Annotated in this window: 13 protein-coding genes, 1 tRNA gene and 1 pseudogene; 9 read left to right on the plus strand and 6 right to left on the minus strand. The window is 46.2% G+C overall.

What is annotated here, in order from left to right:
• Positions 1-76 precede the first annotated feature (76 nt).
• The 3 genes from fadJ to D9741_RS15425 all read right to left on the minus strand — a co-directional run bounded on the left by fadJ (position 77) and on the right by D9741_RS15425 (position 3,996).
• On the minus strand, positions 77-2,221 hold the full coding sequence (gene fadJ / locus D9741_RS15415) for a fatty acid oxidation complex subunit alpha FadJ (RefSeq protein WP_130216909.1): 2,145 nt from the start codon (positions 2,219-2,221) through the stop codon (positions 77-79).
• Positions 2,221-3,531 (minus strand): acetyl-CoA C-acyltransferase FadI, encoded by a 1,311-nt coding sequence (gene fadI / locus D9741_RS15420; RefSeq protein ID WP_130216907.1) that lies wholly within the window; start codon positions 3,529-3,531, stop codon positions 2,221-2,223. Before fadI ends, fadJ begins: the two co-directional genes overlap by 1 nt.
• A 180-nt stretch (positions 3,532-3,711) precedes the next feature.
• Complete coding sequence (locus D9741_RS15425; RefSeq protein ID WP_001296261.1) at positions 3,712-3,996, minus strand: YfcZ/YiiS family protein; 285 nt, start codon at positions 3,994-3,996, stop codon at positions 3,712-3,714.
• A 371-nt stretch (positions 3,997-4,367) separates the two neighbouring features.
• Here D9741_RS15425 and fadL point away from each other — a divergent pair, with 371 nt between their 5' ends.
• A complete protein-coding gene (gene fadL / locus D9741_RS15430) occupies positions 4,368-5,708 on the plus strand; it encodes a long-chain fatty acid transporter FadL (protein ID WP_130216905.1) in 1,341 nt (446 codons plus the stop codon).
• Between the two features lie 61 nt (positions 5,709-5,769).
• Here fadL and mlaA read toward each other — a convergent pair whose 3' ends face one another.
• Both mlaA and D9741_RS15440 read right to left on the minus strand, forming a co-directional pair.
• Complete coding sequence (mlaA, locus tag D9741_RS15435) at positions 5,770-6,525, minus strand: phospholipid-binding lipoprotein MlaA (protein WP_130207304.1); 756 nt, start codon at positions 6,523-6,525, stop codon at positions 5,770-5,772.
• 26 nt (positions 6,526-6,551) lie between these two features.
• Positions 6,552-6,740, minus strand: coding sequence for a hypothetical protein (locus D9741_RS15440; protein ID WP_130207306.1), 189 nt, complete (start codon positions 6,738-6,740; stop codon positions 6,552-6,554).
• A gap of 78 nt (positions 6,741-6,818) precedes the next feature.
• On the opposite strand from D9741_RS15440, the gene D9741_RS15445 reads away from it, so the two are divergent.
• Positions 6,819-7,751 (plus strand): formate/nitrite transporter family protein, encoded by a 933-nt coding sequence (locus tag D9741_RS15445; RefSeq protein ID WP_130216903.1) that lies wholly within the window; start codon positions 6,819-6,821, stop codon positions 7,749-7,751.
• A gap of 75 nt (positions 7,752-7,826) precedes the next feature.
• Positions 7,827-7,901 (plus strand) — tRNA-Arg (locus tag D9741_RS15450).
• Positions 7,902-8,596: 695 nt separating this feature from the next.
• On the opposite strand, the pseudogene D9741_RS15465 reads toward D9741_RS15450, so the two are convergent.
• Positions 8,597-9,256 (minus strand): annotated as a pseudogene (locus D9741_RS15465) (transposase); the annotation flags it as partial.
• 286 nt (positions 9,257-9,542) lie between these two features.
• Here D9741_RS15465 and D9741_RS15470 point away from each other — a divergent pair.
• The 6 genes from D9741_RS15470 to D9741_RS15495 are packed head-to-tail and all read left to right on the plus strand — an operon-like array spanning position 9,543 to position 14,462.
• A complete protein-coding gene (locus D9741_RS15470; protein WP_130216899.1) occupies positions 9,543-10,658 on the plus strand; it encodes an FAD-dependent oxidoreductase in 1,116 nt (371 codons plus the stop codon).
• A gap of 5 nt (positions 10,659-10,663) precedes the next feature.
• Positions 10,664-11,701 carry a glycosyl transferase family 2 gene (locus tag D9741_RS15475; protein WP_130216897.1) on the plus strand — a complete coding sequence of 346 codons (1,038 nt, stop codon included), beginning with the start codon at positions 10,664-10,666 and terminating at the stop codon, positions 11,699-11,701.
• Entirely contained in the window at positions 11,689-12,456 is a 768-nt protein-coding gene (locus tag D9741_RS15480) for an NAD-dependent epimerase/dehydratase family protein (protein WP_130216896.1), read from the plus strand. The genes D9741_RS15475 and D9741_RS15480 overlap by 13 nt, the downstream gene beginning before the upstream one ends.
• Position 12,457: 1 nt before the next feature.
• The gene (locus D9741_RS15485; protein WP_130216895.1) at positions 12,458-13,273 is read left to right on the plus strand and encodes a TIM barrel protein; all 816 of its coding nucleotides are present in this window, start codon (positions 12,458-12,460) and stop codon (positions 13,271-13,273) included.
• Between the two features lie 14 nt (positions 13,274-13,287).
• Positions 13,288-13,644 (plus strand): multidrug transporter, encoded by a 357-nt coding sequence (locus D9741_RS15490; protein WP_130216894.1) that lies wholly within the window; start codon positions 13,288-13,290, stop codon positions 13,642-13,644.
• A gap of 5 nt (positions 13,645-13,649) precedes the next feature.
• Positions 13,650-14,462, plus strand: coding sequence for a glycosyltransferase family 2 protein (locus D9741_RS15495; protein ID WP_130216893.1), 813 nt, complete (start codon positions 13,650-13,652; stop codon positions 14,460-14,462).
• Positions 14,463-14,464 lie beyond the last annotated feature (2 nt).

The raw sequence follows: 14,464 nt of genomic DNA on the forward strand, positions 1-14,464 counted from the left end.
CAAGTATAGTCAACATGCGTTTACATTTTGACCACCCCTCCGCCATTCAGCGCGGATTCATATAGCTTTGACCCTTTTATTGAGGGTCAGTTGCACTTGTTTTCCAAAAACTTTCCCCGCGCTCGCTCATCTCTAATAAACGCTCGCAAGGGGTAAAACGAGAACCATACTGCGTGGCCAGTCGTTGCATTGTTGCAACGACTTCCCCCGCGCCGAGAGCATCGATATATCGGAACGGGCCACCAAGAAACGGTGGGAAGCCTATTCCAAATACCGCGCCAATATCCCCGTCACGCACACTTCGGATAACCTGCTCGTCCAGACAACGTACTGCTTCATTCAGCATCAACATCACACACCGTTCAGCAACCTGCGGTGCGGAGAGTCGCCCCTGCCCTTGTACACCAATTAGCGGGTAAATGGCGGGATCGACCTGTTTTTTGCTTTTACGCCCTTTTTGGCCATAAAGATAGAAACCTCGGCCATTTTTTCTACCTTTGCGATCATCATTCAAAATTGAAGAAACAACATTTGCAGGCGCGCTAAAACGTTCTCCATAAGTTGCTTCCAGTACAGGAATAATTTTAGTCCCGGTATCAATTCCTACCTCATCCAAAAGTTGGATTGGCCCCACCGGAAAACCAAATTTCACCAGCGCGGCATCAATATGCTCTACCCGTTCACCTTCGGTCAGCATGCGGATAGCTTCATTAATGTAAGGCGCTAAAATGCGATTGACGTAAAACCCGGCTTTGTCACGCACGACAATTGGCGTTTTGCCCTGTTTTTTCGCCAGTTTTACCGTAGTGGCGATGGTTTTCGCCGATGTACCCGCATGAGGAATAATCTCCACCAGCGGCATTTTTTCCACCGGACTGAAGAAATGCAGGCCGATAACTTGCTCTGGTCGCGTGGCGTGAGCGGCGATATCGCTAATCGGTAAAGAGGACGTGTTCGAGGCAAAAATGGTATGAGAAGCGCAGTTTTGCTCCACTTCCGCCACCATCTGCTGTTTTAATTCGATATTTTCAAACACCGCTTCAATAATCAGATCGCGATGGGCAAAGCCGCGATAGTCCGTCGTTCCGGAGATTAATGCCAGTTGCTTGTCGCGTTCGCTGGCTTTGAGATGACGACGGCGCACTTTACCCTCCAGCTGCTCCCAACTGTATTTCAGCGCATGATTTATGCCCTGGGCATTGATATCTTTAATTCTTACCGGCAGACCCGCTTTACAGGCAGTAACGTAGGCAATTCCACCGCCCATCAACCCGCCGCCTAAAATCCCCACGCTGTTTAATGGCGCAAGAGGAGCATCACTGCCGGGATCTTTCTTCACTTCAGTACTGGCAAAAAAGATATTGCGCAGCGCCTGCGATTGCGGCGTCATCGCCAGTTCACCAAACGCCCGAGCTTCGGCGTCATAGCCACTGCTGGTCCCCTGCGCTAAACCGGTTTCAATAACGTCAAGAATGCGTTTTGTCGCTGGATAGTTACCCTGAGTTTTTTGCTCTGTTTTCTTGCCTACCATTTTGAACAACAATGCACGACCTAACGGCCCCGCCAGAATACGCTCGCGTACAGGTAGAGGGCGGGAAGATGGACGATCCTGCTTTGCCAGCTCAACAGCGGCTTCCAGCAAAATGGAGTGCGGAACGACGTCATCCACCAGCCCCAACTTTAATGCCTGTTTCGCCCGAAGTTGTTTTCCGGTGAGGATCATCTCTAATGCTGTGCTGACACCTGTCAGGCGTGGCAAACGCTGAGTTCCGCCTGAACCTGGCAATAATCCAAGCTGAACCTCCGGCAAACCGAGCACAGTTTTAGGATCGTCAGTACAGACACGGCCATGACATGCCAGCGCCAGCTCCAGCCCGCCCCCCAGGCAAGCGCCGTGAATAGCGGCAATAACCGGAACAGGCAGAGCATGAATCTCCGCCATCAACTGTTGGCCCTGCCGCGCCAGTGCTTCCGCTTCTTGCGCCGTTTTGCAGTTACCGATCATGTTGATGTCTGCGCCAGCAATGAAGTTGTCTGGTTTAGCGGAGACAAACACCACGCCGCGCAACTCTTTGTTTTTACGGAGTTGCTTAATAATGGCGCGCACCTGCGAGGCAAATTCCGCCTTCAGGGTATTCATTTTCTCGCCGGGAACATCAATGGTGATAATGGCAATGTTGTCCAGACGGACGCTGAGGGTAAACGCTGATGCCATTTCCATTATTCCGCCTCCACAACCATTGCCGCGCCAAGCCCGCCTGCGGCACAGGCAGTCACCAAACCAAACCCACCGCCGCGACGCCGCAGTTCATGTAAGGTCTGAGTAATCATCCGCGCGCCGGTAGCCGCGAAGGGATGGCCATAAGCAATCGAGCCGCCAAGCACGTTAAATTTGCTATCGTCAACTTCGCCAGTGGCATGTGCACGCCCCAATACGTCGCGAGCAAAACGTTCGCTGCCAAGCAACTGAATATTGGCCAGCGTCTGGGCGGCAAACGCTTCGTGCATATCAATCAACGTCAGATCGGCCATTGTCAAACCCGCGCGTTCCAGCGCCAGCGGTGTTGACCAGGCCGGACCGAGCAGCATGTCCTGCCAGACATCAATCGCAGTAAATGCGTAGCTGCGCAGATACCCCAGCGGCACCAGCCCTAATTCTTTCGCCCGGGATTCAGTCATCAGGATCACCGCTGCCGCGCCATCGGTCAGCGGCGTACTGTTTGCCGCCGTTACCGTCCCGTGTTTGCGATCAAACGCCGGGCGCAGCTTTGCGTAATCGGCAAGCGTGGAATTGCCGCGAATATTATTATCTTCCGCAAGAGGCTGTTTATAAGGCGGGATATAAGCGGTCATGACTTCTTCTTTTAATTTACCTTCTGACCACGCCTGGGCGGCACGTTGATGCGAACGGTGGGCCAACGCATCTTGCTGTTCACGGGTGATGCCGTACGTTTTCGCCATTTGTTCGGCGGTGTCGCCCATCCGTAATCCAGTGGAGTATTCCGCCACTGCCGGAGGCACCGGCATTAAGTCACGCAAACGTAAGCGAGAAAAAAGTTTCAGGCGCTGACTCATGGTTCGAGCTTTGTTGGCATCAACCAGCACGCGCGCCAGTTTTTTACTAACGCCAATTGGCAATACGGAAGAAGAATCTGCCCCGCCGGCAATCCCCGCTCGAATAGTTCCCGCCATCAGGCTTTCTGCAACGTTTGCAACCGCCTGGAAACTGGTAGCGCAAGCGCGGCTGACGCTGTAAGCATCGGTATGCACATTCATTCCAGTACCGAGAACAATTTCACGCGCAATGTTGGGCGCTTCCGGCATTTGCACAACCTGACCGAAGACCAGTTGCTCAATCACTTCTGCGGGAATTTCGCTGCGTGCCAGCAATTCGCCTACGACCATCTTCCCCAAATCAACAGCAGGAATGCCATGAAAAGCCGTCGCCTGGCGGGCAAAAGGCGTACGTAACCCGCTAACGATGGCGATACGATCGCCCTGACGGGTAATCAGCGGTAAAACCTGCCCCATAACACTCCCCTGTAAAAAAAAGACATAAAGTGGTCTGACCTGATCATAGTCTTAACCATTTTTTTACATTTAGCCAAGCGGAGAAAAGGGAAAGTGGGAGCTATGACACAGTGAAGACAGGAGAAAGAAAAGAAAACGCCCCTGCCTGTTGCTGGCAGGGGCGTACGTACCCGAGAGGAATTAACGCAGACCCAGCTGGAAGATCAGCATTTCAGCTTCGCAGGCAAAAGTGAAATCGATATCCAGGCGCACACCGTCAGACTCTTCAGTGAAAGTCGGGGTGATTTTGCACGGTTCGGATTCCACGCTACGGGCTTTTTCAGTCAGCGCCGCCAGCGTTTGTTCTGCTTCTGCGCGGTTTGCAAACACGCGGCTGTAAGACGCGGTGCAGTCGGAGTTGTCCATAATGGTGCCAACATCCATACAGCAGCAAACCGGGGTTTCATCAGCACTACATTTACTCATCGTTGATTTCCTCTGTATGTGCACCTAAGGTGCCAGATAAACGTTGCGGATATTTTACGCTTCTGAAAAGTGCCACTCCAGTTGTTAATTCTGCAAAATCGGATAAGTGACCGAAATCACACTTAAAAATGATCTAAAACAAAATTCACCCAAATCTATGAGTGCGCTACCTCCAAATTTTGCCAGCTGGATCGCGTTTCTTAGATCATATTTGAAAAAACATAGAAACATACTTGCAACATTCCATCTGGTCCGACCTATACTCTCGCCACTGGTCTGATTTCTAAGATGTACATCAGACCCTACACTTCGCGCTCCTGTTACAGCACGTAACATAGTTTGTATAAAAATAAATTATTGAGGTTATGGTCATGAGCCAGAAAACCCTGTTTACAAAGTCTGCTATCGCAGTCGCAGTGGCACTTATCTCCACCCAGGCCTGGTCGGCAGGCTTTCAGCTAAACGAATTTTCTTCCTCTGGCCTGGGCCGGGCTTATTCAGGGGAAGGCGCAATTGCCGATGATGCCGGTAACGTCAGCCGTAACCCCGCGTTGATTACCATGTTTGACCGCCCAACTTTTTCAGCGGGCGCGGTTTATATTGACCCGGATGTAGATATTACCGGACATTCTAATTTAACCGGTCAGAGTGCAAATGCTAAAAATATCGCGCCGACAGCGTGGGTACCTAACCTGCACTTTGTCGCGCCTATTAACGATCAGTTTGGTTGGGGAGCGTCAATAACTTCCAACTACGGCCTGGCTACGGAATTTACCGATAACTACGCGGCTGGTATCTATGGCGGTAAAACCGATCTGCAGACAATCAACCTTAACCTTAGCGGGGCTTATCGCCTTAACAATAGCTGGAGTTTTGGTCTTGGTTTTGATGCTGTTTACGCCAAGGCAAAAATTGAGCGTTACGCAGGTTCGCTGGGGCCTTTGTTGTCTCAACAGCTGATTGCCCAGGGTGTACCCGCTTCATTAACCAATGGTATTAATACTCCGGACTCTCAAATTGCTCATCTGAAAGGTGACGAATGGGGCTTTGGCTGGAACGCGGGTATTCTTTATGAACTGGATAAAGATAACCGTTGGGGCCTGACATATCGTTCAGAAGTTAAAATCGACTTCGAAGGGGATTACAAAAGCTCCATTAACCCAAATCTGAACAATATTTTGGGTAACATGGGCTTACCATATGGCACGATGGGTGCAACCCAAAATGGGTCCCTGACGCTGAATTTACCTGAGATGTGGGAGATTTCTGGTTATAACCGTGTTGCGCCGCAGTGGGCAATTCACTACAGCATGGCCTATACCAGTTGGAGCCAGTTCCAGGAACTGAAAGCGAAAGGCGATAGTGGTCAGACTCTGTTCTATAAAGATGAAGGATTCCGGGACGCATATCGTATCGCGTTGGGTACAACCTACTATTACGATAAAAACTGGACCTTCCGTACCGGTATCGCTTATGACGACAGCCCGGTTCCGGCAGATAAACGTTCTATTTCCATTCCTGACCAGGATCGTTTGTGGTTAAGTGCTGGGTTAACCTACGCATTTAATGAAGATGCATCCATTGACGTTGGCGCATCTTATATGCATGGTCAGAAAGTGAAATTCACCGAAGGTGAAGGAGCGGCAGCTTATTCCTTCGAATCTGAAGGTAAAGCCTGGCTGTTCGGTACTAACTTTAACTACGCGTTCTAATAACACGTTAGTTTAATAACAAAAAAGGTGAGTTTTTCAACTCACCTTTTTTATTGGCTTCTTATTCAGAATCGATATCTTTTAAATCATCCTGAATCGCTTGCGCGTTCGGGTTTTCCTGCGGTTTGAGCTCTCCGCCATTGGCGATGAAATCATGACGCTGGAAGTACGCCTCGCGCACCATGACGTAAGGATCGGACGACTGACGAAGCAGGCCATCAGAATCCAACAGTTGCGCACGCGTTTCGATACCTTCAAGTGTCCATTTACCTACCGACATCGGCCAGGTCAACCACGAAAGTACTGGATAGAGGCCATCAGCCATATCACCGCCGTCATCACGCAGCGTGAAGCTACCGTAGAACGGTAACTGAACATAAGGCCCATACCCCACGCCATAGTGACCGAGCGTGCTACCAAAACGGTGAGGTTCCGTTCGTTGCAGTTTCGGATTCGCCATCCCTGCAACATCAATAAAACCGCCCATCCCCAAAATAGTGTTCAGGAAAAAGCGGGTAAAGTGGACCATCCCCTGATAAGGGTCGCCCTGCAGGAAGTAGTTAACCATCACTGCAGGTTCTTCAAGGTTGCCAGTAAAGTTGCTTAACCCATTACGTGCCGGTTGCGGAACATAATCACGCCACACGACAGCCACCGGTCGAACCACATACGGGTCTAACACATTGAAGTTAAAATTGTACATGGTGCGGTTGAACCCTTCTAACGGGTCAGAACGCCCTTGCTGATCTGTTCCGGAACTCGCACACCCCACCAGAAGCGTAGTTCCCAGAGCAAGCGCCGACAGGCGAAGCTTCATAAATGTCTCCCTGTTTTTTTTATGGCTTATGCAGTTTGCCATCCATGACGGAACGATACCGTATCCGCCTGTTTAGGTGTGGGCGATTGTAACAGCACGTCAAATGATGTCCATACGCCCTGTTTTGCTGATTTGATCATAGCCTGGTAATCACCGCCCTGTAGGCTACTTGATTCTATAGAAACAGAAAAAGGCAAACGTTGCCTTTTATTCATTTTCAGAGTAACTCCCGCCAGTTGCGAGCAAAAAAGCCGCTACGCTTTAGCTATACGTGCTAATCAAGAGAACTCACCATGGATAACGATAAAATTGATAAACACAGTGACGAAATTGAAGTCGAGAGTGAAGAAAAAGAGCGCGGAAAAAAAATTGAAATAGATGAAGACCGGCTCCCTTCCCGGGCAATGGCTATCCACGAACATATTCGTCAGGACGGCGAAAAAGAGCTGGAGCGCGACGCAATGGCGCTACTGTGGTCAGCTATTGCAGCAGGTCTGTCGATGGGGGCGTCGCTACTGGCAAAAGGGATCTTTCGTGTCGAACTGGAAGGCGTGCCGGGGAGTTTCTTGCTGGAGAATCTCGGTTATACCTTTGGTTTTATTATCGTTATTATGGCACGCCAGCAATTATTCACCGAGAATACAGTTACTGCGGTACTGCCCGTAATGCAAAAACCGACAATGGGCAATGTTGGTTTATTGCTGCGACTTTGGGGCGTTGTTCTGTTAGGTAATATTCTGGGAACGGGTATTGCGGCGTGGGCTTTTGAGTATATGCCTATTTTTGATGAAGAAACCCGCGATGCGTTTGTCAAAATCGGCATGGATGTGATGAAGAACTCGCCCAGCGAGATGTTTGCCAATGCGATCATTTCCGGCTGGCTAATAGCTACTATGGTATGGATGTTTCCGGCGGCGGGTGCGGCAAAAATAGTAGTGATTATTTTGATGACCTGGCTTATCGCCCTGGGAGACACCACTCATATCGTTGTCGGTTCCGTAGAGATCCTCTATCTGGTATTTAACGGCACACTACACTGGAGCGATTTTGTCTGGCCATTTGCGCTTCCCACTCTGGCGGGAAACATCTGTGGCGGCACCTTTATCTTCGCGTTGATGAGTCATGCGCAAATTCGCAACGACATGAGCAATAAGCGAAAAGAAGAAGCACGTCAGAAAGCAGAACGTGCGGAAAACATTAAGAAAAATGATAAAAATCCGGCATGAGTGGCGAGCGTTTAAGCAATCGAGCGGCAGTGTACTTACCCCGCAGTCCATTAGCGGGTATACTCATGCCGCGCTGTCCTCTTAGTTAAATGGATATAACGAGCCCCTCCTAAGGGCTAATTGCAGGTTCGATTCCTGCAGGGGACACCAGTTATCAGTTCGCCCATCCGTACCAGTCCGCAAAATCCCTTGAATATCAAGCCTTCCGAATCCACCGTTCGTCATGGTCCGAGTCAGATCGTAACAGCCGCACTCCATGACGGGTAAAAAGTGGATAAAGTTATTTTACCCACCGGATTTTTACCCATGCATACCGTTAAACAGATTGAAGCAGCAAAGCCGAAAGAAAAACTGAGGAGGCTGCCCATCGCACTCTTTATCCTTGCTTGCCGCAAGTTGGCAGAAGTCAGCAACGCGAACGTGATGGACGCTGCTGTCCAGGTGTTTCGCATACATGTCAAAACACCTTCGACGGGCAGTGCTTACATATCACTGCCCGTTACTTCTGCACGGCCTGTCAGATCACGTAGGCCGTGGTGACGTTTTCAACCCACAGAGGCGGATTAACGAGTTAATGTTCTTCAGCCTTTCAGCACTCAACCTTGAGGATCATCCTGGCTTAGTGATCTCGCTTCAATCCCCGTTGTCAGCGGGTTACATCACCCTGCGGGCATGCCGCAGGTCACTGCCGCTCAGGTTCTCCCCCATCACCCCCGGTGGGATTGTTGGGTTTCTCATCGTGAGTTATCGGTTCAATATTCCAGACAGACTCGTGGTTTATTTGAGCCTCCATGCTCGCCCTGAACTCCGGGCACACTATACGTTACGTCGCCACATCACACTTAATTTGGCTCTGTCACGGCGAACTGCCGTTCAAGATAGTTAGGGATAGCAACATGTTCATGACCGACTCGCCTGTACCGGTGAGTCGGCTGCTGGCAACTGACCAGTCCCAACTCTTTCATAAGTCTGCCAGCAAGCCAGCGCCCCATCTGATAGCCTCTCTGGGTTGCCATTGTGGCGATGCTTCTTGCTCCTGCCGAACCGTAGCTGATGCTATGTAGCTCAGTACCTGACTGCGTAATACAGCCCGTCTGCCGCCTGGTTTTCCAGAACGGTTTTTCCAGTATTTGTAGCTACTGCGATGAACCCCGAACACGTGGCAGAGAGTGACCACAGGATAACGCGCCCTGAGTTTCCCGATTATCGAGAACTGTTAAGATAGTCCGACATCAAGAGCACGGTAGCCTTTTTTAATATTTCGTTTTCCATTTCAATTCGTTGTATCTTTTTCTTTAGCTCACGTATTTCGATTTGTTCCGGAGTTATTGGGGAGGCTTTTGGTGTTTTTCCCTGACGCTATCACGCAGTTGTTTGCCCCATCTTGTCATTGTGGAAAGGCCGACATCCATAGCTTTGGCGGCATCTGCCACCATTTAGTTCTGGACAACAACCAGTTGAGCGGATTCGCGTTTGAATTCAGGACTAGATTTTCGGCATTTCATTTGTGCACCTGTATTGTTCTGAGGTGAGCATATCACCTCTGTTCAGATGAACAAATTAAATAAACCACTAAAATTCACAATAGACTTCCATTCATCTAACGAATTAAGTATTATCCCAATATTAAGGATAATCTAAAAATATAACCGCAGTTAAATTTTTGTACGCCCAAACTTACCAACATTAATGCTTATCAACATTAATACTTATCAACGTTAATACTTATAAACATTAATACTTACCAATATTAATACTTCTAGTTTTAACGTATTTTCGGAGGTTTCGATTATGGGGAGTAAAAATATTGCAATCGCAGGAGGCGGTTTTTTTGGTTTGTATCTGGCAGAACAACTTGCATTGAAGGGTTGTAAAGTTACAGTTTATGAGAAAAGTCAAGAACTCATGTCCCGAGCATCCTATGTTAATCAGGCTCGAGTGCACAATGGCTATCATTATCCACGCAGCATCTTGACAGCGTTACGCTCTCGTATCTCTTTCCCCCGTTTTGTTACTGAATTTCGCGACTGCATTGAAGATGATTTTGCCAAATATTACCTTGTTGCAGGTGCGTTAAGTAAAATAACAGGTGCACAATTTAGCCGATTTTGTCAACGTATAGGTGCTGAATGTGAAGATGCTCCTCCGTCAGTGAAACGTTTGATTAATCCTGTACTTATCGATGCGGTGTTTACTACCCGTGAGTATGCATTTGATTCCCATAAGCTGCGTAATATAATGCTACAACGGCTTTCAGCGGCAAAAGTTACTATTGTAACGGACGCGGTTGTTGAAAAAGTTAGCAAATCTGGTGAGGGGTTAGAGGTAATCACAACAATATCTGGACAACCAGATATTAGCTATGTTGATCATCTTTTCAATTGTACTTATTCAAGAATTAATTATCTCTTGAATGGTTCTGAGCTTACATTAATTCCCCTTCGTCATGAAATGACGGAAATGTGCCTTGTAACTGTTCCAGATGAGCTAAAAAAAATGGGGTTAACACTAATGTGTGGTCCATTTTTTTCTGTTATGCCATTCCCACCAGCTCAACTACATTCCTTCAGCCATGTTCGATACACACCCCATTACCAATGGAATGACAGACCAAATGAACCTTACGAGGATGCATATAGAAAGTATGAACTGAATGAACGGCATTCGGCCTGGGGGCATATGATAAGAGATGCCACGCGTTATATCTCTTGTTTGAGTGAATGCCAATATCAAAGCTCTATCTGGGAAGTAAAAACAATCCTTCCACGAAGTGATAGCGATGATTCTCGCCCAATTTTATTTCGCCCGAATTATATATTGAAGGGGCTTCACTGCGTGATGGGTGGGAAAATTGACAATATTTATGATGCTCTACATGAAATAGAACGCGTGATCGAGTTGAGTTGATAAAAATGAAAAGTGAATCTTTTGTATCAGTCGTTATTGTCATTCCAGACCACTTGAATGATATCTATACTCCTTTATCTAAACTAGCCTCACTTCTGGATACGCTATACAGTGATTACGAATTAGTCGTTATAGCACCGGGGTTAGACAATACTAGTGCACAGGTAGAAGATCGTGTGTTGAAGGATATTCCTTGTGTACGAATAATCCAGCTATCCACTCCCGTATTTCATGATGTTGCGTTAGCGGCTGGATTAGAAAGTGCTATCGGTGATTTTGTTGTTTTATGGAATCCACTGGCCGATCCGGTAGAAGTCGTACCTCAAAGTGTTAACAAATGTCGTGAAGGTGCCGATGTCGTAATTGGTGTCTCGAATAGCGTTCGTTCACTACGTTATCGGATACTTCGTCGACTCATGAATGTTGCATTGCGCACCATAGATTATGAGATTCCTTCTAACTCAACGGGGTTACGTTGTTTAAGCCGTCGCGCTGTAAATGCCGTTACTCGAATCGGGCGATTTCACCACCAATTCTATCTTCGTATTCACAAAACCGGCTATCCAGCCGAAGCCCTCATCTACAAACCTCTAAAACAATCAGAGGGCGCCGGGGTAGTAAAATCATTGCATCGATTGATGCACTTGGTAATATTTAACTCCACGAAGCCGCTACGTTGGATGTCTATTCTCGGTTTCGGCGGAAGTCTTGCAGGTTTTCTATTTGCTTGTTATAGCGTGTTGATCCATCTGTTCAGTGGACTTGTTGTTGAAGGCTGGACAACGTCTATATTAGTTGTAACTTCATTATTTATAATTCAGTTCGTCATGATGGCTTTTTTTGGCGAGTATTTGGGACGCCTGCTGGATGAAAGCAACTCACAGGCAGAGTATGCAGTGGTTTATGAACGAACAAGTGAGGTCATGGTTAATACCGATAGGTTTAATGTTATGCACACTTCTCTGTCACCAGAGTCTAATTATGTACAAACTGGTCGTGATGGTTTAACACCACAGGCTATGGGGGAAGAATGGACGCATTGATTGGATATTCCGGTTTTGTCGGTACAACTTTATTAAGACAACGTCGTTTCGATGCACTATATCGCTCAACCAACATCGACGAAATTTTTGGAAAAACATTTGATACTGTAGTTTGTGCCGCTGCCCCTGCACAAAAATGGCTTGCAAATAAAGACCCTGCCGACGACATAAAAAAAATCAATAACCTAATTGAAAAATTAAAAACCATATCTTGTCAAAAATTCATTTTGATTAGTACTGTGGATATTTTTAAAGTTCCAGTTAATGTTGATGAGACTACATCAATCGAAACAGAAGGATTACATGCTTACGGTGCACACAGATATTATTTAGAACAATTTGTTAGCAAACAATTCCCTGACAATCTAATTATACGATTACCAGGCCTCGTTGGGCCAGGTCTCAAAAAAAACATTATCTATGATTTTTTGCATAAAAATAATATTTTACAAATTGAAAGTCGTAGTGTTTTTCAATTTTACCCGATGATCAACTTGTGGTATGACATTAACATTGCGCTACAACATAAATTATCACTGGTACATTTGACTGCGGCACCAATAAGCGTCGCTGATATAGCACAACATAGTTTTGGCTTCGAGTTTTGCAATCACATTCAGGATAAACCTGGATATTACGATATGAAAAGTTGCCATAGCCACCTATTTACTAACGATCATGACTATCAGTATAACCGTCGTGAATCATTGATGGCAATACGCGCTTATGCACAATCTGAAATAGGCAGTAATTAAAATGAGACTTTCACTCTCAGGTTTGGCCTGGAATATAACCGATGATGATTCTATCTGTCACCTACTACATTCCAGACAGATTGATGCAATAGATATTGTCCCTGGGAAATACTTCCCCAATCCGTTAGATGCTAGTGAACGCGAAATATTTGCCGTTCGTAATTACTGGCATGACAATGGAATTTCATTAGTTGGTATGCAATCATTATTATTTGGAACCCAAGGGTTAAATCTTTTTTCAACCAACGAAGTACAAAAAAAAATGTTGGTTCACTTACAGGCTATCAGTCGTATTGCTGCTGGTTTAGGAATTCCAGCATTAGTGTTTGGATCACCTAAAAACCGCGACCGAAAGGGATTATCAGATAGTATCACTCTTGAAACTGCAATAAATTTCTTTAATCATCTTGGTGATATTGCGCGGCAAGAAGGCGTTTATTTTTGCCTTGAACCTAACCCAGTCTGTTACGGGGCAAACTTTATGATTGACAGTGCTGAAACTGCTTTTGTTGTTCGGCAAGTAAATCACCCAGCAATTAAAATGCAGCTGGATACTGGGGCCATCATAATTAACAAAGAAAATATTAATGATATCCTTCAGCAAGACGCTGACATTATAGGTCATATTCATCTCAGTGAACCAGATCTGGCTCCTTTAGGCTGTAGTGGTGCGAACCATACACATATTGCTAATGCTCTCTATCACGCATTACCGAACTCTATTGCAACAATCGAAATGCTCGATCCCCAAAATAAACATTCGCTTTCCTCTATTGAGGATGCTCTTAATTTCGCAATTTCTCATTATCGCCAGTAGAAAGGGGGAATAGCATGAAGTGGCTCATTTTAATTCTTGGCATATTTTCTAATGCCTCGGCCAGTGTTCTTATAAAATTAGCAATAACCCCTCCCAGAAGGCTCCCAAGTCTGGCTGAACCTCTTGCCGCGCTTGCAAATTGGCCATTATGGTTAGGGATATTTCTATATGGAATTGCCTTTTTGTTATATGCTGTTACACTGGCATTTTTACCTTTGAATGTAGCACACCCAATACTGACATCTGGTGCAATTGCCTGTGTCGCATTATTCTCTGTCATTATTTTCCGCGAGCCAGTTTACTGGTCTACCATTACTGGAATTCTGTTGGTGATGAGTGGTGTCGCCCTTATTACCCTTAAAGTTAAGTAAACATTATGACTGAATTCATATCTCAAACACTTCGCGTCAAATGGCAAGTCCCTGCCTACGAAAACCAAATGTGGCTTGGTAGAAAACACAATTATTGCGTCGTTATCCCCGTAATTAACGAAGGCAATCGTATACATAACCTATTAGCAAGAATGGCTGCCATAAATGTATCAACTTATGCAGATATAATTATTGTTGATGGTGGTAGCACCGATGGTTCTCTGAATCCCAATATCCTACAGGAAAAAGGCGTTCGTGGTCTAATACTGAAAACAGCACCGGGTAAGCTAAGCGCACAGCTAAGATGTGCCTATGCTTTTGCTCTTGAGCGAGGTTATGAAGGCATTGTGACTATTGATGGAAATGACAAAGATGATCCTGTGGCTATTCCACAATTTATCACAGCTCTAAAAAATGGTGTACATTTCGTCCAGGCGTCTCGTTTCCTTAATGGTGGTTTAGCAGAAAATACTCCTCTCACCCGAGATATTGCAATACGTTTTATCCATGCGCCTATGCTTAGTTTCTTTTCAGGATTTAAATGGACAGATACCACTCAAGGATTTAGGGGTTATAGTAGTAAAATGCTGCTTGACGAGCGTGTTGCACCGTTCCGAGATATTTTCTCATCTTATGAACTACTGGCATATCTTTCATACCGAGTCCCACAACTTGGTTATCGTTGCTTAGAAATTCCGACCATTCGTCGTTATCCTAAAGGTGAAATACCTACAAAAATAAATGGAATCAAAGGAAATTTTTCCGTATTGATTGTCTTATTTAAAGCGTGTTTTGGATTTTATAATCAGAGAAAATGAAA

It is taken from the genome of Escherichia sp. E14V7 (assembly GCF_004212225.1).
Taxonomy (GTDB): Bacteria; Pseudomonadota; Gammaproteobacteria; order Enterobacterales; family Enterobacteriaceae; genus Escherichia.